Annotated in this window: 22 protein-coding genes; 18 read left to right on the top strand and 4 right to left on the bottom strand. The window is 41.0% G+C overall.

All coding sequences use genetic code 11. The annotated features are described in order from the left end of the window. Positions 1 to 3 precede the first annotated feature (3 nt). Together uup and L1272_RS11430 are read left to right on the top strand one after the other, a co-directional pair. Positions 4 to 1,914, top strand: a complete 1,911-nt coding sequence (gene uup, locus L1272_RS11435) for an ATP-binding cassette ATPase Uup (RefSeq protein WP_235373461.1) — start codon at positions 4 to 6, stop codon at positions 1,912 to 1,914. Positions 1,915 to 1,925: 11 nt separating this feature from the next. After that, positions 1,926 to 3,671, top strand: a complete 1,746-nt coding sequence (locus L1272_RS11430) for a DUF3466 family protein (protein WP_235373460.1) — start codon at positions 1,926 to 1,928, stop codon at positions 3,669 to 3,671. Positions 3,672 to 3,750: 79 nt separating this feature from the next. On the opposite strand, the gene L1272_RS11425 is transcribed toward L1272_RS11430, so the two are convergent. Further along, entirely contained in the window at positions 3,751 to 4,260 is a 510-nt protein-coding gene (locus L1272_RS11425) for a DUF2062 domain-containing protein (protein ID WP_054551382.1), read from the bottom strand. 96 nt (positions 4,261 to 4,356) lie between these two features. Between L1272_RS11425 and L1272_RS11420 the strand changes: the two genes are divergently transcribed. Genes L1272_RS11420 through tcdA form a run of 8 tightly spaced genes read left to right on the top strand, consistent with a single transcriptional unit; the run spans position 4,357 to position 11,691 of the window. Next, positions 4,357 to 4,776: a hypothetical protein gene (locus tag L1272_RS11420; RefSeq protein WP_235373458.1), complete on the top strand. Its 420-nt coding sequence runs from the start codon at positions 4,357 to 4,359 to the stop codon at positions 4,774 to 4,776. 5 nt (positions 4,777 to 4,781) lie between these two features. Continuing rightward, positions 4,782 to 6,509, top strand: a complete 1,728-nt coding sequence (locus L1272_RS11415) for a DNA internalization-related competence protein ComEC/Rec2 (RefSeq protein ID WP_328250216.1) — start codon at positions 4,782 to 4,784, stop codon at positions 6,507 to 6,509. A 59-nt stretch (positions 6,510 to 6,568) separates the two neighbouring features. Next, positions 6,569 to 8,311: a lipid A export permease/ATP-binding protein MsbA gene (msbA, locus tag L1272_RS11410; RefSeq protein ID WP_138600660.1), complete on the top strand. Its 1,743-nt coding sequence runs from the start codon at positions 6,569 to 6,571 to the stop codon at positions 8,309 to 8,311. Continuing rightward, positions 8,311 to 9,288 (top strand): tetraacyldisaccharide 4'-kinase, encoded by a 978-nt coding sequence (gene lpxK, locus L1272_RS11405; protein ID WP_235373455.1) that lies wholly within the window; start codon positions 8,311 to 8,313, stop codon positions 9,286 to 9,288. Before msbA ends, lpxK begins: the two co-directional genes overlap by 1 nt. Next, positions 9,278 to 9,475 carry a Trm112 family protein gene (locus L1272_RS11400; RefSeq protein WP_036968654.1) on the top strand — a complete coding sequence of 66 codons (198 nt, stop codon included), beginning with the start codon at positions 9,278 to 9,280 and terminating at the stop codon, positions 9,473 to 9,475. Before lpxK ends, L1272_RS11400 begins: the two co-directional genes overlap by 11 nt. Next, complete coding sequence (gene kdsB / locus L1272_RS11395; RefSeq protein ID WP_235373453.1) at positions 9,463 to 10,218, top strand: 3-deoxy-manno-octulosonate cytidylyltransferase; 756 nt, start codon at positions 9,463 to 9,465, stop codon at positions 10,216 to 10,218. The genes L1272_RS11400 and kdsB overlap by 13 nt, the downstream gene beginning before the upstream one ends. A gap of 3 nt (positions 10,219 to 10,221) precedes the next feature. Further along, positions 10,222 to 10,896, top strand: coding sequence for a TIGR01621 family pseudouridine synthase (locus tag L1272_RS11390; protein ID WP_187489252.1), 675 nt, complete (start codon positions 10,222 to 10,224; stop codon positions 10,894 to 10,896). Continuing rightward, the gene (gene tcdA / locus L1272_RS11385; RefSeq protein WP_054561573.1) at positions 10,897 to 11,691 is read left to right on the top strand and encodes a tRNA cyclic N6-threonylcarbamoyladenosine(37) synthase TcdA; all 795 of its coding nucleotides are present in this window, start codon (positions 10,897 to 10,899) and stop codon (positions 11,689 to 11,691) included. It abuts the gene before it with no gap. A 3-nt stretch (positions 11,692 to 11,694) separates the two neighbouring features. Here the strand turns inward: tcdA and L1272_RS11380 are convergent, their stop codons facing one another. The 3 genes from L1272_RS11380 to L1272_RS11370 all read right to left on the bottom strand — a co-directional run bounded on the left by L1272_RS11380 (position 11,695) and on the right by L1272_RS11370 (position 14,734). Beyond that, entirely contained in the window at positions 11,695 to 12,108 is a 414-nt protein-coding gene (locus tag L1272_RS11380; protein ID WP_166340247.1) for a SufE family protein, read from the bottom strand. A 13-nt stretch (positions 12,109 to 12,121) separates the two neighbouring features. Beyond that, the gene (locus L1272_RS11375; RefSeq protein ID WP_235373451.1) at positions 12,122 to 13,336 is read right to left on the bottom strand and encodes an aminotransferase class V-fold PLP-dependent enzyme; all 1,215 of its coding nucleotides are present in this window, start codon (positions 13,334 to 13,336) and stop codon (positions 12,122 to 12,124) included. A gap of 111 nt (positions 13,337 to 13,447) precedes the next feature. Further along, a complete protein-coding gene (locus tag L1272_RS11370; RefSeq protein WP_054551373.1) occupies positions 13,448 to 14,734 on the bottom strand; it encodes a citrate synthase in 1,287 nt (428 codons plus the stop codon). A 408-nt stretch (positions 14,735 to 15,142) separates the two neighbouring features. Between L1272_RS11370 and sdhC the strand changes: the two genes are divergently transcribed. The 8 genes from sdhC to sucD all read left to right on the top strand — a co-directional run bounded on the left by sdhC (position 15,143) and on the right by sucD (position 24,981). Further along, on the top strand, positions 15,143 to 15,520 hold the full coding sequence (sdhC, locus tag L1272_RS11365) for a succinate dehydrogenase, cytochrome b556 subunit (protein WP_082389167.1): 378 nt from the start codon (positions 15,143 to 15,145) through the stop codon (positions 15,518 to 15,520). Next, a complete protein-coding gene (gene sdhD / locus L1272_RS11360; protein ID WP_054551371.1) occupies positions 15,511 to 15,858 on the top strand; it encodes a succinate dehydrogenase, hydrophobic membrane anchor protein in 348 nt (115 codons plus the stop codon). The genes sdhC and sdhD overlap by 10 nt, the downstream gene beginning before the upstream one ends. Further along, positions 15,859 to 17,631: a succinate dehydrogenase flavoprotein subunit gene (sdhA, locus tag L1272_RS11355; protein ID WP_054551370.1), complete on the top strand. Its 1,773-nt coding sequence runs from the start codon at positions 15,859 to 15,861 to the stop codon at positions 17,629 to 17,631. A gap of 10 nt (positions 17,632 to 17,641) precedes the next feature. After that, the gene (locus L1272_RS11350) at positions 17,642 to 18,358 is read left to right on the top strand and encodes a succinate dehydrogenase iron-sulfur subunit (RefSeq protein ID WP_054551369.1); all 717 of its coding nucleotides are present in this window, start codon (positions 17,642 to 17,644) and stop codon (positions 18,356 to 18,358) included. A gap of 84 nt (positions 18,359 to 18,442) precedes the next feature. Further along, positions 18,443 to 21,262, top strand: a complete 2,820-nt coding sequence (locus L1272_RS11345) for a 2-oxoglutarate dehydrogenase E1 component (RefSeq protein WP_138600672.1) — start codon at positions 18,443 to 18,445, stop codon at positions 21,260 to 21,262. Between the two features lie 3 nt (positions 21,263 to 21,265). Then, positions 21,266 to 22,765, top strand: coding sequence for a 2-oxoglutarate dehydrogenase complex dihydrolipoyllysine-residue succinyltransferase (odhB, locus tag L1272_RS11340; protein WP_166340241.1), 1,500 nt, complete (start codon positions 21,266 to 21,268; stop codon positions 22,763 to 22,765). 177 nt (positions 22,766 to 22,942) lie between these two features. After that, on the top strand, positions 22,943 to 24,109 hold the full coding sequence (gene sucC, locus L1272_RS11335; protein WP_054551366.1) for an ADP-forming succinate--CoA ligase subunit beta: 1,167 nt from the start codon (positions 22,943 to 22,945) through the stop codon (positions 24,107 to 24,109). Next, positions 24,109 to 24,981 (top strand): succinate--CoA ligase subunit alpha, encoded by an 873-nt coding sequence (gene sucD, locus L1272_RS11330; RefSeq protein ID WP_054551365.1) that lies wholly within the window; start codon positions 24,109 to 24,111, stop codon positions 24,979 to 24,981. The genes sucC and sucD overlap by 1 nt, the downstream gene beginning before the upstream one ends. Positions 24,982 to 25,144 lie beyond the last annotated feature (163 nt).

Raw genomic sequence — 25,144 nt, 5'->3', positions numbered from 1 at the left:
ACGATGGATTTAATCAGAATAGCCAAAGCTCAACTTGCTTATGGTACGCATCCGCTACTAGATGATGCTGATGCCGTTATTGAGTCAGGTGAGCGTGTTTGTATCGTTGGTCGAAACGGGGCAGGTAAATCAACACTACTAAAAGTGCTTGATGGCCAAGTGACTTTGGATGATGGCGAAATCAACCAATTAGGCGGTATTCGCATTTCACGTTTAGAGCAAGATCCACCAAAAGGGGCGGCAGGCTCTGTATTTGATTATGTAGCGCAGGGTATGCCTGACATCGCTAACTTACTGATAGAATATCACCAAGTTAGTAATCAAATGCAAACAGACTATAACGATAAATTGCTCAACAAATTAGAGCGTTTATCTAATCAATTAGAAACTGTTGATGGCTGGCGCTTTGATACCCGTATTCAGCTCGTTTTATCTCGTTTAGAGCTAGACCCAGAAGCCAAGCTTGAATCATTATCAGGTGGTTGGCTACGTAAAGTTGCGCTTGCAAAAGCCTTGGTTAGTGAACCCGATTTACTGCTACTTGATGAACCTACCAACCATTTAGATATGAGTAGTGTTATTTGGCTTGAGCAGTTTTTAAAAGAGTTTAAAGGCGGTATCGTTTTTATTTCTCACGACCGTGCATTCATTCGAGCAGTTGCAACCCGTATTCTTGATTTAGACCGTGGTAAGCTGGTTTCGTACCCTGGCAATTACGCGACGTACCTTGAGCAAAAAGCGCATGATTTAAAAGTAGAAGAAACACAAAACGCACTATTTGATAAGCGCTTAGCAGAAGAAGAAGCGTGGATCCGCCAAGGTATTAAAGCACGTAGAACGCGTAATGAAGGCCGTGTGCGCGCTTTAAAAGAGTTACGTAAAGAGCGTAAGCAGCGTGTTGATCAGGTCGGTAAAACCGATTTCAATATTGAAACAGCGGATCGATCAGGTAAATTAGTATTCGAAGCGAAAAACATCGGTCATGCATTTAAAGATAAAGTGATCGCGAAAGATTTCTCGACCCTTGTTATGCGTGGCGATCGTGTTGGCCTTGTCGGACCCAATGGTATTGGCAAAACAACACTGCTTAAAATTTTATTTGGTGACTTAACACCAGATAGCGGCAGTGTTAAGCAAGGTGTTAATTTAGAGTTTGCTTATTTTGACCAGTATCGTCAAAAGCTTGATGAAGAAGCCACAGTGCAAGATAACGTAGCTGAAGGTAAGCAAGAAGTGATGATGGGCGGGCGCTCACGTCATGTACTTGGTTACTTGCAAGACTTCTTATTTCCACCGGCAAGAGCGCGAACGCCAGTAAAAGCACTTTCAGGTGGTGAGAAAAACCGCTTATTATTAGCAAAGTTATTTTTAAAGCCATCTAACATTATTGTTCTCGATGAACCAACCAATGATCTTGATATTGAAACCTTAGAGCTCTTAGAAGAGATCATTAACCAATATCAGGGCACTGTGCTGATTGTAAGCCATGACCGTGAATTTATTGATAATACCTGTAATTCTGTATGGGCATTTGAAGGTAACGGCAAGATCACTGACATTGTCGGAGGCTATAGCGACTATGAAGCGTATGCAGCTCATTTAGCTGAGCAAGAAAAACAACAACAGCAACAAATTAAGCAAGAAAAGCCGGCCGTTGTTAGCCAAGATAAAACACCAAAGAAAAGTAATAAACTCTCTTACAAATTAAAACTTGAATTAGAAGAATTACCCAGTAAAGTGGAACAACTTGAAAAAGCGTTAGACGCTCAGCAAGTTGTGGTTAATGACCCTGACTTTTTTAAGCAAGATGCTGCAATTACAACAGAAGCATTGAACCATTTAGCCGAGTTAGAGTCTGAGCTTGAAGTCGCTTTTGAGCGCTGGGAAGAACTCGAAGATTTAAAGAATCAGTAGTAAGGATTAAAATGAAATACAAATTACTCGCTGCCAGTATTTTAGCCACCCTAAGTACCTCAGCGATGAGCGCAACCTATAAATTAGAAGAATTAGGTGGGCTAGACGGAGCAAAACATAATTACGTAACAGATGTCAGTGAGAATGGTCATATTATAGGTATAGCCAATTCTCTTTATAGGTTACCAATTGATATCTCATATATTGATTTTACAGACTCTGCTATCAAGAATGCCTATGATGCTCGTGAATCATATTTTGAATCAATAGACAAAGAGATTACTTTTACATTAGATGATATTGAAAATAATGATGCAGTGAATACCAATGCTGATGCCCATCAGTTTATGATTGATTTTATTACAGACACGCAATCTAACCGTTTAACTAATTCAGAGTATCAGAAACTATCAAGTGTAGCTGCGACGATATACGGCTCCGAGGGTGTTTCGGAACAGGTATTATTCGATGAGCAATCACTAGATTATGATGGCTTAACGCGTTCAACTACGAACATCCTAAATGCAGTTAGTGATGATGGTGTTATGGTTGGTTGGGGGAGTGCCCCATATGAAAAAACATCGTTTACACAAACTGATGAAGATGAAGAGGAAACACATTTCTTAAGAGATTTTATTAGTCGTGCTATTGTAATTACAGAAGACGGTGTAAAAGTTGAACTTGCACCAGAGTTCGACGAGTACGGCGGTATTAGTACAGCAAATGATATTATCAAAACAACTAACGGCTATGAGGTTGTAGGTAGTGTTTCAATTGATATCGCAGTTGACCCTCTCGATGATATTACTGATAACTGTGATGGTGAAGATGAACCAGTCTCAGACTGTGTCGAAACATACAATCGAAGCTATACGGCGGGTATTTTTAACAAGCGTGCTGTTAAGTGGACGTTAGATAGCTCTTTAAACATCACTAATACAGAATTGTATGGTTTAGGTTTAACACCAGAAGATGATGAAGATTTCGCTTTTCGTAGCAACGCAATAACTCTGAACGATTCAGGTTTAATTGTGGGTACATCAGATGTTCGTTACAAAGACACCGATACTAGAATTACAATGCCAGTTATCTTTGAAAATGGTGAAGTAAAACAGTTTATAGACCAAGACGATGATTGGACTTCGGGACAAGCTTTAGCTGTAAATAATAATGATATTATTGTTGGTTATGCTGCTAAAAGAATTGACACAGCAACACGCACTAAGTTTTTTTATTATGATAAAAAAAGCGATAGTGTAGTTTTCCCATCCGATTATTTCTCTAGCTCTAGCTCAGTTGCAAACGATATTAATGATAACGGTATTATTGTTGGTGAAGGTGAAACAGATATCTATAACACCACTACTCGTCGTAGAGAAGGCTTTATTTATACGGTGGGTGATGATTCTATAGTTAATCTCAATGACTTGTTACCTTGTTATGAAGAAGATGGTGAGACTCATTTTAAATACACGGTCGCTGAAGCGAAATCAATTAACAACAATAATGAAATCTTTGGTGTTGCGACTAAAACTGTTGAAAAAACAGATTCATTCGGTAATGTTGTAGTCGATGTTGATGGCAATATCGAATATGAAAGTATTGCTGTTGCTGTTAAGTTAACACCAATTGATGGCAGTGTTGAGGAATGTCCTGCAGAAGAGATTGAACAATACGAGCGTCAATCAGCAAGCTTCCCATGGTATGCTTTATTGCTATTACCATTTGCAGCTGCACGTCGCTTCTTTAAAAAGTAATCGTTTCGTAATCGAGACTTACTAATCAATATTAAAAAACCCAGCTTTAAGCTGGGTTTTTTGTCTATACTGAAATCAGTTATTTTTTATGGCGATGTATCCATGCTTTTCGGACTGAGCGTTTCCAAAGCATGTCGGTAGCAAAATAACCGATGATAGCAGCAGCAGTAGCACAAATAAGTGAGCCAACTAAAAAGGCTGGGCCAATTGTTGTAAGGCTATCTATAAACCATTGCCAGCTTGGTTCAAATTGGAAGTGCTGTTGTGGCTGAGCAAGGGCAATCGTGCCTACAATATATGAACAATAGAAAATAGGAGGCATGGTTAGTGGGTTCGTGATCCACACGGTTGCAACAGAAATCGGTAAATTTACTCGAAATGGAATAGCCAGGGCGGCTGCAAGAACCATTTGAAAAGGAACAGGGATGAACGCAAAAAATAAACCAACCGCAAATGCACCACGTGCTGAGCGTCTATTTAAGTGCCATAAATTGGCATCATGCAATAAACGACCAAAAATTCTTAAATACTTGTGTTCTTTTACCTTGTTATGATCTGGTAAAAAGCGTTGGATCGTTTTCTTAGCCATTTAAAGCAACCATTTACATCTATTTGGTTATGCAGCGGCTTTGTCATAGGCTGTTTTTTCACCCTATATACATTTGGCACTGCGGCGTTTTATATAATGAGTTTTGCTGTATTGCTAGCAGGTGCCTATTTTAAGCCTTTTTTAACTCTATTGTCAGGGTTTATTTGCGCTATTTTGGTAGTGATTTTTCATTACTTCATCTTTTACTCAATCTCTGACTGCAAAATAGATTATCAACAAAGCCGATTAGTTCGATTTGAGGTAGTTGAAACATACAGTGAACAAAGCCCTTACTACATTAAAGCAAGTCTGAAACATATTGAATCTTGCCCTACAAGCATCCGACCTGCTCCTAATGCAATGCTCAGCATTACTTCAGATAAACCAGTTACTAGTGGAGATGAATTAAGCGCAGTACTCAAACTTAAACCTTATCGGTCAGTAAAAAATTTCTACAGTTTTAATGAGAACGGCAAGCATTATTTGAGCGAGTATTTTATAAAGGCCGAAGCGTAGGAGAGATAAGCTATTTAAATCATCATCAATATGACTCCCTGCGTGTGAGTTACCGCACTTATATTGATAAAATTACGGCAAACACCCAATTACAATGGCTTTATTATGCGCTTTTAACCGGTGATAAAAGTAAAATAGGTTATGAAGATAAAAAGCACTTGCGTGAATTAGGATTGTCTCATCTACTTGCTATTTCGGGTCTTCATATCGGACTTATCTTCGCAGTCGGTTTTTATAGTAGTAAGTGGCTGCTAAGAGTGAGTCACTTTCGTGTAAGCCAATCAATTCAATTAAATAAGCTATTTGTTGTAATAGGGTTCAGTTGCTCGCTCGTTTATGTTTACTTAAGTGATTTTATAGTTTCTGCAAGCCGGGCGCTGCTAATGTTAGGCTGTTACCTTGTAATCTATAACTTAGGAAAAAACCCAGTGCGTTGGCGTTCAATTTTGTACGCCTTGAGTGTGGTGTTGTTTATAGACCCATTTACGCTGTTGAATCCTGGGCTCTATTTCAGTTTTTTGGCCGTTACGATCATCTTTCTACTGACTAAAAAAACAATTAATTTGTCACTTAGTTTTTTAAAGCGATTTGTACAGCTACTGCAAGTTCAATGCGCTTTATTTGTTGGTTTACTACCGCTATCCTTATATTACTTTTCAGGTACTAGCGTGATAGGTTTATTGATTAACCTTATTGCTGTGCCCTTGGTTGGTGTGCTGTTATTGCCTTTGTTGATTTTTTATAGTCTGATTTCTAGCCTACTGGATATTTCAGGTCTGTTATCACTGATCGACAGTGCCCTGTATTTTAGTTATCAACTATTGCTTTCTATCCCTAATGACTGGCGTTGGTTGTCGTTCAATGAGTTTAATTTCTCATTATTGATCATCAGTTACATAACACTTCTGCTGTTGTACTTTAGCCCTAATAAATATGTGTGTTTAATTCCTGTTTGTATATATGCCGTTGATAGTGAATTACAGCCAGAAGCTAAGTTTCAGTTGGATGTGTTTGATGTCGGGCATGGCTTAATGGTGATGGTAAGCAGTAAAAATAAAGCGATAATTTATGATTTAGGCCCACAGTATTTTGGCCGTTATGATTATGTACACCGCGTATTACTTAACAACATCAATAAACAGCAGCTATCTGTGATTGACACCATAATAAGTCACTTAGATAACGATCATTCTGGCGGTTTAGCCAGTTGGAAAGAGGCTGGCTATCAACACACTTTAGCTACTTTTCATCCTCAGGGACTGTTAAATAAGTGCAAAACAACCACCATCAAACTTGCTGAGCTTAATATCAGAAGTTTTACAGCAAAGGTAGAAAAAGCGAGTCGCAATGACCAGTCTTGCTTATTAAAAGTAATGGGTTTTAATTATTCACTTTTACTAACTGGAGATATATCAGCAGCGGCAGAAGCTAAACTTGTTGAAGAGGAGGTGGATTTACGAGCGACTATTTTAATAAGCCCCCATCATGGCAGTAATACCTCGTCAAGTTATGAATTTATAGATGAAGTAAATCCTGAAGTAGTTATCCATTCATCTGCTTATCAAGGGCAATGGCGCTTTCCTCATCCTGAGGTTGTAAATCGTTATAACCAACACCATATACAGCAGTTATCGACGGCAGAATATGGCCATATACGCATAAAATTTTATTCAGATACGTATCGCTTAGAATTTGCGCGAGAGCAGGAAAGTTATTGGTTCGAACAAGATTGACGTTTTGTTTTTACCCCCTAAAGGCTACAATAGTCGAAGTCTATGAATAAGAGAGTGTTATGGATCAAACTACATCCCAAATCTATAAGCGATTAATCAGTTATGTGGGTGATTATAAGTTAATCGCGTTTTTCGCCATTGTAGGCATGATTGGCTATTCAGCCATGGATGCATTGTTTATCAATTTAATGAAGCCCTTCATTGATGAAGGTTTAAATGATCGTAACACTGATGTTTTAACTTATGCACCATTTGTTGTGATTGCATTGGTATTAGGTCGTGGCATGTTTAACTATATGTCGTCGTACTGTTTAAGTTATGTTGGCTCTCAAGTTGTAAGAACGTTGCGCCAACAATTATTCGAACATATTTTACATCTGCCGGTGTCTTTTCATGATAAAAATTCAAATGGCGATTTAATCTCTAAAATCACCTTTGATACTGAGCAGGTTCAACAAGCCATTACCAAAGCCCTGTTAATTGTTGTTAGAGAAGGGGCCTTTGTTGTTTTCTTACTTTTTAATATGTTTTATACCAGCTGGAAGCTATCACTAATATTTTTAGTTATTATTCCGCTGGTGGCCGTGATCGTTGCCTTTGTATCGAAACGCTTTCGTATGATTTCGAAAAAAATCCAATCAGCGATGGGCCAAGTAACTCGCAGCTCAGAGCAAATGCTATCTGGTCATAAAGTGATACATGGCTTTGGTGGTCAACAGCAAGAGATATCGCAATTCTCGGCTATTAATAATCATAATCGTCAGCAGCGCATTAAAATGGATGCAACTAAAGCGTTAAGCGTTTCTGTTATCCAAATTTTGGCAGCAAGCGCGATGGCGGTGATTTTGTGGGTTGTTTCTATGCCGTCGATGATTGATACCATCAGTTCAGGTGACTTCGTATTACTAATTTCATCAATGATGATGTTACTGCGTCCACTTAAGCAACTTTCAAACGTTAATAGCGATTTACAACGTGGTATCTCTGCAGCGCAAAGTATCTTTTTGGTACTTGATGAAGAGGTAGAAAAAGACACAGGCACCTACAGCGTTGCTAAAGTAACTGGGAAAATTGAAGTGAACAATGTGACCTTTAAATACCCAACGAAAGATGAACCTGTATTAAAGAATTTATCACTTTCGATTAATGCCGGCGAAAGCATAGCATTGGTTGGCCGTTCTGGCTCAGGTAAATCGACCATCTCAAATTTATTGCCGCGTTATTATGAGCTTGAAGGTGACAGTGAAATTTTGCTTGATGGCGTCAACATTGCTGATTACAAACTGACAGACTTACGTAAGCAATTTGCACTGGTTTCACAGCAAGTGGTTTTATTTAACGACACCATCACGAATAATATTTGCTATGGCCTTGACCGCGAATTAACAAACGAGGAGTTAATGGCGGTTGCTAAGCAAGCCCATGTTTGGGAGTTTGTTAAAGACTTACCAGAAGGTTTAGATACCATGGTGGGTGAAAATGGCGTTATGTTATCAGGCGGTCAGCGTCAGCGAATAGCCATAGCACGTGCAATATTAAAAGATGCCCCTATTTTGATTCTTGATGAGGCGACATCTGCGCTTGATACTGAATCTGAAAAACTGATTCAGCAAGCACTTGATAGCTTAATGAAAGAAAAAACATCGATTGTGATAGCACACCGTTTATCAACAATAGAAAACAGTGATTGCATTTATGTCATCGACCATGGTCAAGTTATCGAAAAGGGCACGCATGGCGAGCTACTTGAAAAAGACGGTACCTATAGTGCGTTATGTAAGATGCAGTTTGGTGAGCAGTAGTGAGTGTTATTGAAAAAAGCTGGTATAAAAAGCCAGGTTTATTAAGCATTTTACTCTTGCCTTTCAGTGTGCTTTTTTGGCTTATCTCAACGCTTCGTGCTTTGTTTTATAAGATAAATATACTAAAAGCATTTAAAGCGCATGTTCCGGTTATTGTGGTTGGTAACATTAGTGTGGGTGGAAACGGCAAAACGCCCTTTGTTATTTGGCTTGCTGAGTACTTACAGCAGCAAGGTTTAAAAGTGGCGGTGATCAGTCGTGGCTATGGTGGTCAGTCTGATTCGTATCCTTTGTTAGTGACTGAACAAACGAGCACAGCGCAAGCTGGCGACGAACCTGTACTTATTAAACGCCGCCTAGGTTGTGTTGTAATGGTTGGCCCTGACCGGCAAGCGAGTATAAAAAAATTAGAACAACATGATATCGATGTCATTATTTCTGATGATGGCATGCAGCATTATAAAATGGCGCGTGATATCGAATGCTGTATTGTTGATAGTGAACGCCAATTTGGTAACGGTTTATTAATGCCTGCAGGTCCACTTCGTGAAACCAAAGCGCGCTTAAAATCGGTTGATTTAGTCATAGAAAATGGTGGCAACGCACAAAGCCGCTATGATTTAGCATCAAGCCCATTTCGAACCGTAAGTAATTCAGAACTCGCCAATTCAGTTCAAGATAAAGGCCATGCGGTCAGTGCTATTGGTAACCCCAAACGCTTTGAAATAAGTCTTGAGCAGCAAGGCATTAACTTACTATCTACTCATCATTTTCGTGATCATTATGCCTACCAAGCAAATGACTTTAGCGATTTTGCAGATGACGCTGTATTTATGACAGAAAAAGATGCCGTTAAATGCTTTAGTTTTGCTAAACCAAATTGGTATTATTTACCTGTTGATGCAAAGCCAACAGCAGCAGTTATCGAAAAACTTAATTTATTATTAAAACAAAAAGGGATCCTCAATGGCCTTTGATACAAAATTACTTGAAATTATCGCTTGCCCAGTGTGTAAAGGTAAATTACGTCTTGATAAAGAGAATCAAGAGCTTATCAGTACTGCTGCGAAATTAGCGTACCCAATCAAAGACGATATCCCGGTGCTTTTAGAAAATGAAGCCCGTGAATTAAGCCAAGAAGAGGTTGATAAGTGGAATTCGTAGTCGTTATCCCAGCTCGCTACGCATCGACGCGTTTACCAGGTAAACCACTTGCTGATATTTGTGGTAAACCAATGATCCAACATGTTTATGAAAAAGCGGTTGCTTCAGGTGCATCACAAGTTTATGTAGCGACTGATCATCAAACAGTGTTTGATGCAGTAAAGAAGTTTACTGATAATGTATTGATGACACGAGAAGATCACCAATCAGGCACAGAACGTTTAGCTGAGGTTGTTGAACAGTTAAAACTCGAAAGTGACACTATTGTTGTCAACGTGCAAGGTGATGAGCCTTTATTGGCAAGCGAAAATGTATCTCAAGTTGCCATGCTACTTGCTGATTCTGATGCGCCAATGGCGACTTTGAGCACCAGCATTGATGAGATTGACGATATATTTAATCCCAATTGCGTGAAAGTCATTAACGATGCAGACAACAACGCACTGTATTTTTCGCGCTCGCCAATCCCTTATCATCGTGATGCGATGATGAATGATGACAAAGATAAGCTAAATCTTGCTGATTTTGCGCGCCATATTGGTATTTATGCTTATCGTGCTGGCTTCATTAAAGACTACATCGAATTACCAGAATCTCAATTAGAGCTTTTAGAGTCATTAGAGCAGCTTCGTGTACTTTATCATGGTCACAAAATTAAAATCGCAAAAGCTCTGTGTGCACCGCAAGCAGGCGTAGATACTCCTGAAGATTTAGCGCGCGTTATTGCAGTGCTTGGCCACTAAAAAATGCATGATGTAAACAATGTTCATCTTCATGCCATTGAAGATGACTTCTTTGTTTTTTATAAACCAGCAGGAGTGAGCTTTCATAGTGAACAATGTGCTGGTTTTGTCGTACTTGCTGAAGAGCTTGTTAATGAGAAGCTCTATCCGGTTCATCGGCTAGATAAAGTGACATCAGGTTTAATTATATTAGCCCGTAACAAAGAAGCTGCAGCCGAATTCACTTCACTATTTTCTGATCATAAAATAAATAAGTTTTATCTGGCCGTTAGTGATGCTAAGCCTAAGAAAAAGCAAGGTTGGATAAAAGGGGATATGCAAAAAAGTCGTCGTGGTGCATTTAAGCTGTTAAAGAGCCAAACGAATCCTGCTATCACACGCTTTTATTCAAAAAGTATTCGACCAGGGCTTCGTGCATACTTGTTAAAGCCATTCTCTGGTAAAACACATCAGCTTAGAGTCGCAATGAAAAGCTTAGGCGCTCCAATTCTAGGTGATAGTACCTATGCGGGTAGTGAAGACGAGCGCACAAACTTGCATGCCTATGCACTACAATTTAGCTATAAAGGGCAGCTTAAAGAATATCGATGCGATTACACTTTAGGTGCTCATCTTAATGAAGTTTTTAACTCAGACGAATTCAAAGAGTGGACAGCTCCTTGGACGTTGGATTGGTAAATGAAAGAAACAACACAAGACATCCGTTTTGGTGGCATTAAACGTTTATATGGTCATCAACAATTTGATTGGTTACAACAAGCACATTTTTGTGTCATTGGTATTGGTGGCGTAGGTAGTTGGGCTGCTGAAGCATTGGCTCGAACGGGTGTAGGGCAACTAACCCTCATTGATTTAGATGATATTTGTGCAACGAATGTTAATCGTCAAATTCATGCTTTAACTGGCACCGTAGGCGAAGCAAAAGTAGAAGCGATGAAAACACGTTGTGAGTTGATAAACCCAGATATCAAAATTAATGTTATTGACGATTTCATTACGCTAGATAACATTCGTGAGCATATTCAAGGTTTTGACTATGTGATTGATTGTATTGATGCTGTAAAAGAAAAAGCTGCGCTTATTGCTCACTGTAAACGCATAAAACTACCGGTTATTACCACCGGAGGCGCAGGCGGGCAAACCGACCCGAGTCAAATCAGTTTTGGTGACGTTGCAAAGACAACTCATGATCCATTGCTTGCAAAAGTACGTTATATTTTGCGAAAACAGTACAACTTTAGTAGCAATCCAAAGCGAAAATTTAACGTCGATTGTGTTTATTCTACAGAGCAGCTTGTATATCCAACCTCTGAAGGTGAGGTTTGCCAAGCAAAACAAGGTGCAGATGGTTCAATGAATATGGACTGTAATAATGGTTTTGGCTCTGCAACTATGGTAACAGGCAGCTTTGGCTTTTTTGTTGCAGCCAAAGCGATTAGAAAATACCTCGATAAAAAACAGCGTAGTTTATAAAACTTATTGTTTTTGTTCAGCCATGGTTTGAATTTTATCAACCATGGCTTTTATACCATTACCACGAGAAGGACTCAAATGGCTAATTAGACCGAGTCGTTCAAATTCATCATAGGCATTAATTTGCGTTGCTTGCTCCGGTGTTAGACCATTGTATAAGGCTAAAATTAAAGCTAATAGTCCTTTAACGATGCGAGTATCTGAATCGCCCGCTAAAACCAGGCTGTTTTCAGTATGATCAAAGTCGATATATAGCCAAACTTTACTTTCACAGCCTTTAACTAGAGCATCATCTACTTTGAGTACTTCAGGCATAACAGGTAATTGCTTACCTAAGAGCATTATTTGGCGATATTTTTGCTGCCACCCAGCAACTGTTTCAATGTTTTTACTAACGGCTTCAAACGCTGAATTCATAACTTATCCAAAATTAATCTAATAACTCAATACTACTTTTAACAGCACTGATAAAGGCATCGACATCAGCTTTAGTGTTATATAACGCAAAACTTGCTCGTACAGTACCTGGGATGCCTAAATGACTCATTATAGGTTGCGTACAATGATGGCCACTACGTACCGCAACGCCAAATCCATCAAGTAGGGTGGCTAAATCAAACGGATGTTCATCACGATAATTAAAACTAATGTTACCGATGTTATCTGTTTGGTTTGAATAGATATTAATACCATCAATAGCTGATAATTGTTTTATCGCATAGTCAAAAACTGTATGCTCATGTTGACGCATTTGCTGAAAATCTAACGATATTAAATAATTTATTGCCTCATTAAAGGCAATGACACCTGCAATATTGGGTGTTCCTGCTTCAAATTTACCCGGCGCATCACGAAAAGTGCTGTGTGTTAGGTTCACTGTTTCGATCATTTCGCCACCGGTTTGATATACATCGAGCGAATTTAACAGCTCAAATCGGCCATATAGGCCTCCTAAACCTGTCGGCCCGAGCATTTTATGGGCAGAAAACACGTAAAAATCACAGGAAATTTCTTGTAAATTAGGGCGTAAATGCATCGCTGCCTGCGCACCATCAATAACCGAAATAGCATTAATGGCTTTACATGCGCTAATGATTGGCGCTAAATCAGTAATATTACCTAGAGTATTTGATGCATGGGTAATAGCGACTATTTTAGGCTTTTGTTGCTTGATAAATTCACTACAGTGCACGCTATTAATAGTTAAATCATTTTCTATCGGCAAAATAATGACTTCTGCACCGGTGCGCTGTGCTAGCTGTTGCCAAGGGACTATGTTGGCGTGGTGTTCAATAGCAGATAGGGCAATTTTATCGCCAGGATTGAGCCTCGAAGCCAGACCATTTGCGATTAAATTAATCGATTCGGTTGCCCCTTTGGTCCACACTATCTCATTATTTTTTACAGAAAAATAATCTGCAAGTAGCGTTCGTGTATGCTCATATTGGCGTGTCGCGTTTTCACTGAGTGTATGGCGGCCGCGGTGCACATTGGCGTTCTCATGGCTATAAAAACGGCTAAGAGCATTAATAACTGCCTGGGGCTTTTGAGAGGTCGCTGCTGAGTCTAAATACACCAAAGGCTGCTCATTGACTGTTTCATTCAGTATTGGAAAGTCAGCACGTATTTTTGTGATATCGAACATGAAAGGCCTTAAGCTACAAGAATGCGACGATTTTAATTACTTTGCACAAATAGACAAGTGCAGGGCAACAAAAAAGGCCGCATAGCGGCCTTTTTTAAACGCAAATTCGTATTAACGCTTGTCTGTTGGCACGTAATCGCGTGAAGTTTCACCAGTGTATAACTGACGAGGACGGCTGATCTTGTGACCAGGTTGAGAAAGCATCTCATCCCAGTGAGATATCCAACCAACAGTACGTGACATTGCAAAGATTACAGTGAACATGCTTGTTGGAATACCGATTGCTTTTAAGATGATACCTGAGTAGAAATCTACGTTAGGGTAAAGTTTCTTCTCAACGAAGTATGGGTCTTCAAGTGCAATTTGCTCAAGCTTCATAGCGATATCAAGAAGTGGATCTTGAATGTTTAGCTCAGCAAGTACTTCGTGACATGTTTGACGCATTACTGTCGCACGTGGGTCGAAGTTTTTGTATACACGGTGACCAAAGCCCATAAGACGGAAAGGATCAGACTTATCTTTCGCTTTAGCAACGTACTCATCGATACGGTCAACAGAACCAATTTCTTCTAACATGTTAAGACATGCTTCGTTAGCACCACCGTGCGCAGGACCCCATAGAGATGCGATACCAGCCGCGATACACGCGTAAGGGTTAGCACCTGAAGAACCTGCTAGACGAACAGTTGACGTTGATGCGTTTTGTTCGTGGTCAGCGTGAAGCATGAAGATTTTGTCCATTGCTTTGGCAAGAACAGGGCTTACTTTGTATTCTTCAGCTGGTACTGAGAACATCATGTGTAAGAAGTTTTCAGCGAAGCTTAAGTCGTTACGTGGGTAAACGAACGGTTGACCTACATTGTATTTGTAAGCCATCGCAGCGATAGTTGGTAATTTAGCAACTAGCTTGATTGCGCTTGTTTTACGTTGTGTTGCGTCAGTGATGTCTAAATCTTCGTGGTAGAAAGAAGAAAGAGCACCTACAACACCACACAGCATTGCCATTGGGTGAGCGTCAAAGCGGAAACCTTGGAAGAAGTTTGCGATTTTAGTATCAAGCATTGTGTTGTGCGTGATTTCTTGAGCAAACGCTTCGTATTGTTCTTTAGTCGGTAATTCGCCGTTTAATAGTAAGTAGCAAAGCTCGATGTAGTTTGATTCATCAGCTAATTGCTCGATTGGGTAACCACGGTGCAATAGAACACCTTTGCCGCCATCGATGTAAGTGATTGAAGATTCACAAGAACCGGTCGACATGAAACCTGGGTCGTAAGTGAAGTGACCGTGTGAACCTAACGTACGTACGTCGATTACGTCTTGGCCAGCAGTGCCTTGGTAAATTGGAAGTTCGATTGGATCAAGACCATCAATATGGACCGTGGCTTTCTTATCCGCCATCTATTTATCTCCTATTAAGATAACAACTCTGATTGTTATGTTCTGAATCTGTTTAAGCACATTCTTTTCATTTTAACGTGAAAGAGGGGTATAAAGTCAATTTTTATAAACATTATGCACAAATGGATAATAAATATTCTGTCAGGATTAAATATTATACTATTGGCTAATTCGCAAACGTCTCTTACTAAACAAGAATTGTAAAAAGACCTTTGGCTATATATACTATCCAAGGTTTTATACCGTATTGTCTGTAGGTAAACTTTATTTTTACATTTGAGTTTTGCATAAGTGTGAACTTTTTGTGTATCAACACGGTTTACTTAGATAGTTCCATCGAAATTCATTTTGATGGGTTTTAGAAAAACAAGTAGATGAGCCCGATAAGGGCAAGATGGGCAAGTAACTGTGAAAAAGCAAAGACCTGTAAATCTAGATCTAACAACTATATCTATGCCGGCAACGGCTAAAGCATCAATTTTACACCGCGTCACCGGTGTTGCATTATTTTTTGCTTTAACGTTTGTCATTTGGGCTTGGTCTGAGTCTCTTTCTTCTGCAGAAGGTTTTGAATTCGTCAAGGGTCTGTTCAGCGGATTCATTGCCAAATTCATAGCATGGGGCACCATTTCTGTATTGGCGTATCACTTAATTGGTGGTATCCGTCATATCATTATGGACATGGGTCACTGGGAAGAACTTGAATCAGGTAACTTCAGCGCTAAAGTTGCATTAGCTTTAGGTGTTGTAGCTGCAATTCTAGCAGGAGTGTGGATATGGTTTTAAATCAAGCAACTCTTAAACGTGATGGTGTACAAGATTTCGTATCACTACGTGCAACAGCATTAATAATCAGCGCTTACGCGATTTTTATTATCGGCTATTTTTTATGTACGCCAGAAGTCACTTTCGAAGCCTGGCAAGGCCTATTCTCTAACCTAGCAATGAAAGGGTTTACCTTAATTACCCTAGTTTGCATCATGGTTCACACCCGTATCGGCCTTTGGCAAGTTCTTACTGACTATGTTAAATGCGCTAAATTACGTGCTGTTTTAGGCTTTGTATTAAACCTTATGGCTGTTGCTTACGTAGCAATTGGTCTAATCGTTTTATGGGGTGTTTAAGTGAATTATTCTGTTCGTGAATTTGACGCTGTAGTGATTGGTGCCGGTGGTGCGGGTATGCGCGCAGCACTAGCTATCACTGAATCAGGCAAAACCTGTGCACTTATCTCAAAAGTTTTCCCTACACGTTCTCACACTGTGTCTGCACAGGGTGGTATTACGGTTGCGCTGGGTAACTCACATGAAGATAACTGGGAATGGCACATGTACGATACTGTTAAAGGTTCCGATTTCATCGGTGACCAAGACGCTATCGAATATATGTGTAAAACAGGCCCAGAAGCTATTACTGAATTAGAAAACATGGGTTTACCATTTTCTCGTTTTGAAAATGGCCGTGTTTATCAACGTCCTTTCGGCGGCCAGTCGAAAAACTTTGGTGGTGAACAGGCTGCACGTACTGCAGCAGCAGCTGACCGTACAGGTCACGCGCTATTACACTGTTTATACCAACAGAACGTTAAAAACAAAACTAACGTATTCTCTGAGTGGTACGCACTAGATTTAGTTAAAAACAGCGACGGTCACGTTGTTGGTTGTACAGCAATCGACATCGAGTCTGGCGAAGTTGTTTACTTCAAATCAAAAGCTGTTGTTTTAGCAACAGGTGGTGCAGGCCGTATCTACGCATCGACAACGAATGCACACATCAATACTGGTGACGGTGTTGGTATGGCTACACGTGCTGGTGTTGCAATGCAAGATATGGAAATGTGGCAGTTCCACCCAACAGGTATCGCCGGTGCCGGTGTACTTGTAACTGAAGGTTGTCGTGGTGAAGGTGGTTACCTTCTAAATAAAGACGGCGAACGCTTCATGGAACGTTACGCTCCAAATGCAAAAGACTTAGCGTCTCGTGACGTTGTTGCTCGTTCAATGATGACTGAGATCCGTGAAGGTCGTGGTTGCGATGGTCCTTACGGTCCACACATCAAGCTTAAGCTTGACCACTTAGGTGAAGAAACACTTAACTTACGTCTTCCAGGCGTATGTGACCTTGCGAAAACATTCGCACACGTTGATCCGGCAAAAGAGCCAATTCCAGTTATCCCAACATGTCACTACATGATGGGTGGTGTTCCAACTAACGTAAATGGTCAAGCATTACAAATTGATGCAAACGGCCAAGAGAAAGTAGTTGAAGGTTTATTCGCTGTTGGTGAGATTGCATGTGTATCTGTACACGGTGCTAACCGCCTAGGTGGTAACTCACTACTTGACTTAGTTGTATTCGGCCGCGCAGCTGGTAACTTCTTAGGTAAGTACCTTAACGGTGTTGAAGCAGGTAAAGATGCGTCTGATTCAGACCTTGAAGCATCACTTGCACGCTTTAACCGTTGGGAAAGCTCTAAAGCTGGCCAAGGTGAAGACCCAGTACAAATCAAGAAAGACCTACAAATGTGTATGCAACTTAACTTCTCGGTATTCCGTGAAGGTGATGCAATGGCAACAGGTCTTAAAGAGCTTAAAGAAATTCGTGAACGTCTTCAGTACGCTCGTCTTGACGACAAGTCGACTGAGTTCAACACTGCACGTATCGAATGTCTAGAGCTTGATAACTTGATGGAAACAGCTTACTCAACAGCAGTAGCTGCAAACTTCCGTACAGAAAGCCGTGGTGCACACTCTCGTTTTGACTTCCCAGATCGTGATGACGAAAACTGGTTATGTCACTCAATCTACGATCCTAAGAGCGAAGAAATGAGCAAACGTGATGTAAACTACGCGCCGAAACTGCGTGAAGCTTTCCCACCTAAAGCACGTACATACTAGGAGCGAGACGATGGCACAAGTACAATTTTCGGTTTATCGTTACAATCCAGATGTTGATAATGCACCACGTATGCAGGACTTCTCGCTAGAAACGCAAGAAGGCCAAGATATGATGGTATTGGATGCCCTTATGCAATTGAAGGAGCAAGATCCAACATTATCATTCCGTCGTTCATGCCGTGAAGGTGTGTGTGGTTCAGACGGTATCAACATGAATGGTAAAAATGGTTTAGCGTGTATCACGCCTTTATCAACGCTACTTAAAGGTGGCAAAGGTAAAATCGTAATTCGCCCATTACCAGGTTTACCTGTGGTACGTGACCTTGTTATTGACATGAGTCAGTTCTACACTCAATACGAAAAAGTTAAGCCTTACCTAATTAACGACACGCCAGCGGCGGGTGAGCGTCTTCAGTCAATCGAAGAACGTGATAAGTTAGATGGCTTATATGAGTGTATCTTATGTGCATGTTGTTCAACATCGTGTCCTTCGTTCTGGTGGAATCCAGACAAGTTCATCGGTCCTGCGGGCCTTCTTCATGCGTATCGTTTCTTGGCTGATAGCCGCGATACAGCGACTGAAGAGCGTCTTGCTGACCTTGACGATGCGTTCAGCGTGTTCCGTTGTCACAGTATCATGAACTGTGTTAGCGTGTGTCCAAAAGGTCTTAACCCGACCAAAGCAATTGGACAAATCAAATCAATGCTTTTAAACCGCGCTGTTTAAAGCTTGAATATGTAAGGTGGTTAAGTGATTAACCACCTTGTTTTTACAACAATTAATTTCTGCGCTAAAGAAAAGGGCTTATAAATGCACGAAGGTGTGATGAAGGCATGGCTAGAATCTTCTCACTTAAACGGCGGTAACGTTGCTTACGTAGAAGAGCTTTATGAAGCGTACTTAGATGATGCGACTTCTGTGCCAGAAGAATGGCGAGAAGTGTTCGAACAATTACCAAAAGTTGATGGTGTGGATGTTGATGTTAAACATTCAGAAGTTCGTTCACAATTTGCACAGCTTGCTAAAAACAAGCATAGAGAAGTAGTGGTAGCAGAGGGTGGCTCTGGTGATCCTAAACAGGTCAAGGTGCTACAACTTATTAATGCTTTCCGTTTCCGTGGTCACCAAAATGCCAACCTAGATCCATTAGGTATTTGGCAACGCGAACGTGTTCGTGATCTAGAATTAGAGTACCACGATTTATCTGAAGCTGATTTTGACCGTGAATTCAATGTGGGTTCGTTTGCTGTCGGTCGCGAAACCATGCCATTAGGTGAGCTATATCAAGCGCTCAAAACGACTTATTGTGGGTCGGTTGGTGCTGAGTATATGCACATCACTTCAACTGAAGAAAAGCGTTGGTTACAACAACGTTTAGAATCAGTGCAATCACGTCCAACGTTCTCTAAAGAAGAAAAGCTACGTATCCTTAAAGGATTAACAGCTGCAGATGGTCTTGAAAAATACTTAGGGGCTAAGTTCCCTGGTGCAAAACGTTTCTCACTTGAAGGTGGTGATGCGTTAGTACCAATGCTTAAAGAACTAATTCATCGTGCAGGTGAAAGCGGACAAAAAGAAGCTGTTATTGGTATGGCTCACCGCGGTCGCTTGAACGTACTAGTGAACGTTTTAGGTAAAAACCCATCAGAATTATTCGATGAGTTTGCTGGTAAACACAAAGACACATTAGGCTCAGGTGATGTTAAATATCACATGGGTTACTCATCTGACTTTGCAACTAAGGGTGGCAACGTGCACATGGCACTTGCATTTAACCCGTCTCACTTAGAAATTGTTAACCCAGTGGTTATGGGTTCGGTACGTGCTCGTTTAGACCGTCTAGGTGATAAGTCAGGTATTAAAGCATTACCAATTACTATTCACGGTGACTCTGCAATCGCAGGTCAAGGTGTTGTACAAGAAACATTTAACTTATCGCAAACTAATGCATTTAGTTGTGGTGGTAGTATCCGTATCGTTGTAAATAACCAAGTTGGTTTCACAACGTCTAAACAGTCTGATGTACGTTCTACACCATACTGTACTGATATTGCGAAAATGGTTCAGGCACCAATTTTCCACGTTAACTCTGACGATCCTGAAGCGGTTGCATTTGTTACTCAAATCGCACTTGATTTCAGAAACCAGTTTAAACGTGATGTAGTGATTGATTTAGTATGTTATCGCCGTCATGGTCATAACGAAGCGGATGAGCCGAACGCGACTCAACCACTTATGTACCAAAAAATCAAAAAGCATCCAGTACCTCGTCTAATTTACGCAGACCAATTAGTTGCTGAAGGTTCATTCTCAGAAAATGAAGTAAAAGCACTTGCTGATGATTACCGTAACGGTTTAGACAAAGGCAACTGTGTTGTTGAAGAAATTCAACTAGAAACATCACACTCTTCTGATTGGGCTAAGTTTGTTGGTCACGATTGGGATGTTGAGTACGATGCAACAGTATCGGTTGAAAAGTTAAAAGAGCTTGGCGAAAAAGTAGCAAGCTTCCCAGAAAGCCACAAAGCACAGTCGCGCGTTAAGAAAATCTACGACGACCGTAAGTTAATGGCAACAGGTGAAAAACCACTTGATTGGGGTATGGCTGAAACACTTGCTTATGCAACGCTTGTTGATGCGGGTACAGATATCCGTTTAACAGGTCAAGATTCAGGTCGTGGTACATTCTTCCACCGTCATGCTGTTGTTCATAACCAAAAAGATGCATCAACATACTTGCCGCTGCAAAATATCAGCGAAAAGCAAGGTGCATTTGAAGTGTATGACTCAGTTCTTTCTGAAGAAGCGGTACTTGCATTTGAATATGGTTACGCAACAGCTGAACCTACGTCGCTTGTAATGTGGGAAGCACAGTTTGGTGACTTCGCGAATGGTGCACAAGTTGTATTTGACCAATTCTTAAGTTCAGGTGAGCAGAAGTGGGGCCGTTTATGTGGTCTTACATGTTTACTTCCACACGGCTACGAAGGTCAAGGTCCTGAGCATAGCTCGGCACGTTTAGAGCGTTTCTTACAGTTGTGTGCTGATCACAATATGCAAGTATGTGTTCCTTCAACACCAGCGCAAGTTTATGCAATGCTTCGTCGTCAATCAGTACGTCCACTTCGTCGTCCATTGATTGTTATGACGCCTAAGTCGCTACTTCGTCACCCGTTGGCAACATCTTCACTTGAAGAGTTATCTGAAGGTGTGTTCCATAATATGATCGATGAAATCGATGATATTGCAGCAGATAAAGTAGAACGCGTTGTATTCTGTAGCGGTAAAGTTTACTACGAGCTACTACAAGAGCGTCGTAAGCAAGAATTAAATAACATTGCTATTGTTCGTGTAGAACAATTATATCCATTCCCACACGCTGAGATGGATACAATCATGCAGCGTTACCAACACGTTAAAGATTTTGTTTGGTGTCAAGAAGAGCCACAAAACCAAGGTGCATGGTATTGTTCTCAACACCACTTTGTTGATGCAATCCCAGCCGGTGCTAAATTAACTTACGCAGGTCGTAAAGCATCAGCATCACCAGCGTGTGGTTACATGTCAGTGCATAATAAAGAACAACAAGCGCTCGTTGCAGATGCGCTTACTATTGAAAAGAAAGGATAAGCAATGAGCACAGAAATTAAAGTTCCTGTACTTCCTGAGTCGGTTGCTGATGCTACTGTTGCAACATGGCACGTAAGTGTTGGCGACAAAGTAAGCCGCGACCAAAACTTAGTAGATATCGAAACAGATAAAGTTGTTTTAGAAGTTGTTGCACCAAATGACGGTGTAATCACTGAAATTTCACAAGAAGAAGGTGCAACGGTACTTGGCGAACAAGTAATTGCATTACTTGGTGATGCAGATGCTGCACCAGCAAGTGACGACTCTGCACCAGCTAAATCAGAAGACGCGCCAGCGGCGCAATCAGCACCAGCATCAGAAGGTAAAGAAGTGGACATTAAAGTACCTGTACTTCCAGAATCAGTCGCAGACGCGACAATTGCTACTTGGCACGTTCAACCAGGTGAAGCGGTAACACGCGACCAAAACCTTGTTGACATCGAAACTGATAAAGTTGTTCTTGAAGTTGTTGCTCAAGAAGACGGTATCATGGGTGAGCACATTCACGCTGAAGGCGAAACAGTACTTGGTGAGCAAGTAATTGGTACAGTTAAAGCGGGTGCAGCACCGGCAGCAGCAGCTCCTAAAGCTGAAGCAGCACCAGCAAGCGAATCAAATGACAGCTCTGACGTATTAACACCGTCAGTTCGTCGTTTAATCGCTGAGAAAGGTCTTGATGCATCAAAAATCAAAGGTACTGGCAAAAATGGCCGTGTAACTAAAGAAGATGTTGATACATTCTTAAAAGCACCGGCAGCAGCGCCTAAAGCAGAAGCAGCAGCGCCAGCAGCACCTATGGGTGACCGTACGCAAAAACGTGTTCCTATGACTCGTTTACGTAAAACAATCGCTAATCGTCTTCTTGAAGCGAAAAACTCAACTGCAATGTTAACGACTTTCAACGAAGTTAACATGAAGCCAATCATGGATCTTCGTAAGCAGTACCAAGAAGTTTTCGAAAAGCGTCACGGTATCCGTTTAGGTTTCATGTCTTTCTACGTGAAAGCAGTAACTGAAGCACTTAAGCGTTTCCCTGAAGTAAATGCGTCTATCGACGGTGATGACATTGTTTATCACAACTACTTCGACATCAGCATCGCGGTTTCTACACCACGTGGTCTTGTTACACCAGTACTTAAAGACTGTGACAAGCTATCAGTTGCTGAAATCGAAAAAGGTATCCGTGAGCTAGCGCTTAAAGGTCGTGACGGTAAATTATCAATTGATGATATGACAGGTGGTAACTTCACTATCACTAACGGTGGTGTATTCGGTTCATTACTATCTACACCAATCATCAACTTACCACAGTCTTCAATCTTAGGTATGCACAAAATCCAAGAGCGTCCTATGGCTGTAAATGGTAAAGTTGAAATCTTACCAATGATGTACTTAGCGTTATCTTATGATCACCGCCAAATCGATGGTAAAGAATCAGTAGGTTTCTTAGTAACAATTAAAGAGTTACTTGAAGATCCGACTCGTTTACTACTAGATGTTTAATCTGGTTGTATGAAAACTAAGCTGTGAACCTCGTTCACAGCTTTTTTTTTGCGCCTTTGGTCTAACTGGGGTTTTCATGTGGAGCCTTGGGATTTATACTAAGTGCGCAATTTGGGATAGCTGTTTATTTTGCATAAATATTCAGCTCTTTTAGTATAAAAAATTGGATAAAGCATCATGAATTTGCATGAGTATCAGGCAAAACAACTTTTTGCCGAATATGGTTTACCAGTTTCTCAAGGTTTCGCTTGCGATACACCTGAAGAAGCTGCAGCAGCTGCTGAGAAAATCGGCGGTGATATGTGGGTTGTTAAAACACAGGTTCACGCAGGTGGCCGTGGTAAAGCTGGCGGTGTTAAGCTAGTTAAAACAATCGACGAAGTTAAAGAGTTCGCTGCGAACTGGTTAGGTAAAAACTTAGTTACTTACCAAACAGACGAAAATGGTCAGCCAGTAGCTAAAATCCTTGTTGAAAGCTGCACTGACATCGCTAACGAATTATACCTTGGCGCTGTAGTAGATCGTGCTTCTCGTAAAGTTGTTTTCATGGCATCTACTGAAGGTGGTGTTGAAATCGAGCAAGTTGCAGAAGAAACTCCAGAATTAATTCACAAAGCTGAGATTGATCCATTAGTTGGTCCTCAAGCTTACCAAGCTCGTGAATTAGGTTTCAAACTAGGTTTAAACCCTACTCAAATGAAACAGTTCGTTAAGATCTTCATGGGTCTTGCAAACATGTTCAACGATTTCGATTTCGCATTATTAGAAATCAACCCGCTAGTAATCACAGACGAAGGTAACCTTCACTGTCTAGACGGTAAAATCGGTGTAGATGGTAACGCGCTTTACCGTCAACCTAAAATCCGTGAAATGCACGATCCTTCACAAGAAGACGCGCGTGAAGCTCACGCTGCAAGCTTCGAACTTAACTACGTTGCACTAGACGGTAACGTTGGTTGTATGGTTAACGGTGCAGGCCTAGCGATGGGTACTATGGACATCGTAAACCTACACGGTGGCAAGCCAGCTAACTTCCTAGATGTTGGTGGCGGCGCAACTAAAGAGCGTGTATCTGAAGCATTCAAGATCATCTTATCTGACGACAACGTTAAAGCTGTTTTAGTTAACATCTTTGGTGGTATCGTTCGTTGTGACATGATCGCAGAAGGTATCATCGGTGCAGTTAAAGAAGTAGGTGTAAATGTTCCTGTAGTAGTACGTTTAGAAGGTACTAACGCTGAACTTGGTCGTGAAGTACTAGCTAGTTCTGACCTTAACATCATCGCTGCTGAATCACTAACAGACGCAGCTGAAAAAGTTGTTGCTGCTGCGGAGGGCAAATAATGTCTGTATTAATCAATAAAGATACAAAAGTTATCTGTCAAGGTTTCACAGGTGGCCAAGGTACTTTCCACTCTGAGCAAGCGCTTGAGTACGGTACACAAATGGTTGGTGGTGTAAGCCCAGGTAAAGGCGGTCAAACGCATCTTGGTCTTCCAGTATTCAACACAGTACGTGACGCTGTTGAAGCAACTGGCGCAACTGCATCAGTTATCTACGTACCAGCACCTTTCTGTAAAGATGCAATCTTAGAAGCTATCGATGCTGGCATCGAGCTAATCGTTTGTATCACTGAAGGTATCCCAACACTAGACATGGTTGACGTTAAAGTTAAGCTTGATGAAACTGGTGTTCGTATGATCGGTCCTAACTGCCCAGGTGTTATCACTCCGGGTGAAACTAAGATCGGTATCATGCCTGGTCACATCCACAAGCCTGGTAAAGTAGGTATCGTATCACGTTCTGGTACTCTTACTTATGAAGCGGTTAAGCAAACTACTGACGCTGGTTTCGGCCAATCAACATGTGTTGGTATCGGTGGTGACCCAATCCCTGGCACTAACTTCATCGACGTTTTAGAAATGTTCGAAAAAGACGAGCAAACTGAAGCTATCGTTATGATCGGTGAAATCGGTGGTACTGCAGAAGAAGAAGCTGCAGAATACATCAAGCACAACGTGACTAAACCTGTTGTTTCTTACATTGCTGGTGTTACTGCACCTGCAGGTAAGCGTATGGGTCACGCTGGTGCAATCATCGCAGGCGGTAAAGGTACTGCTGATGAGAAATTTGCTGCATTAGAAGCTGCTGGCGTAAAAACTGTACGTTCATTAGCTGATATCGGTAATGCACTTAAAGAGAAAACAGGCTGGTAATCAGTTCTAATCTCTTAAAAAAGGCTCGCTAATGCGTAATGCCAGTCAGTTAAGAGCTGACTGGCATTTTCTTTTATAGGGATATTTATTAGGTTTCCTTCTTACCACCCTTGGATAATGCCTGTCTGGTAGCCTATCGGGTAAGATAAACAACCTAAGAGTT

It is taken from the genome of Pseudoalteromonas sp. PAST1 (assembly GCF_021532515.1).
Classification (GTDB): domain Bacteria; phylum Pseudomonadota; class Gammaproteobacteria; order Enterobacterales; family Alteromonadaceae; genus Pseudoalteromonas; species Pseudoalteromonas simplex.
Note: the sequence above shows the minus strand (reverse complement) of the source record. Positions and strands in the feature narration are given on the sequence as shown.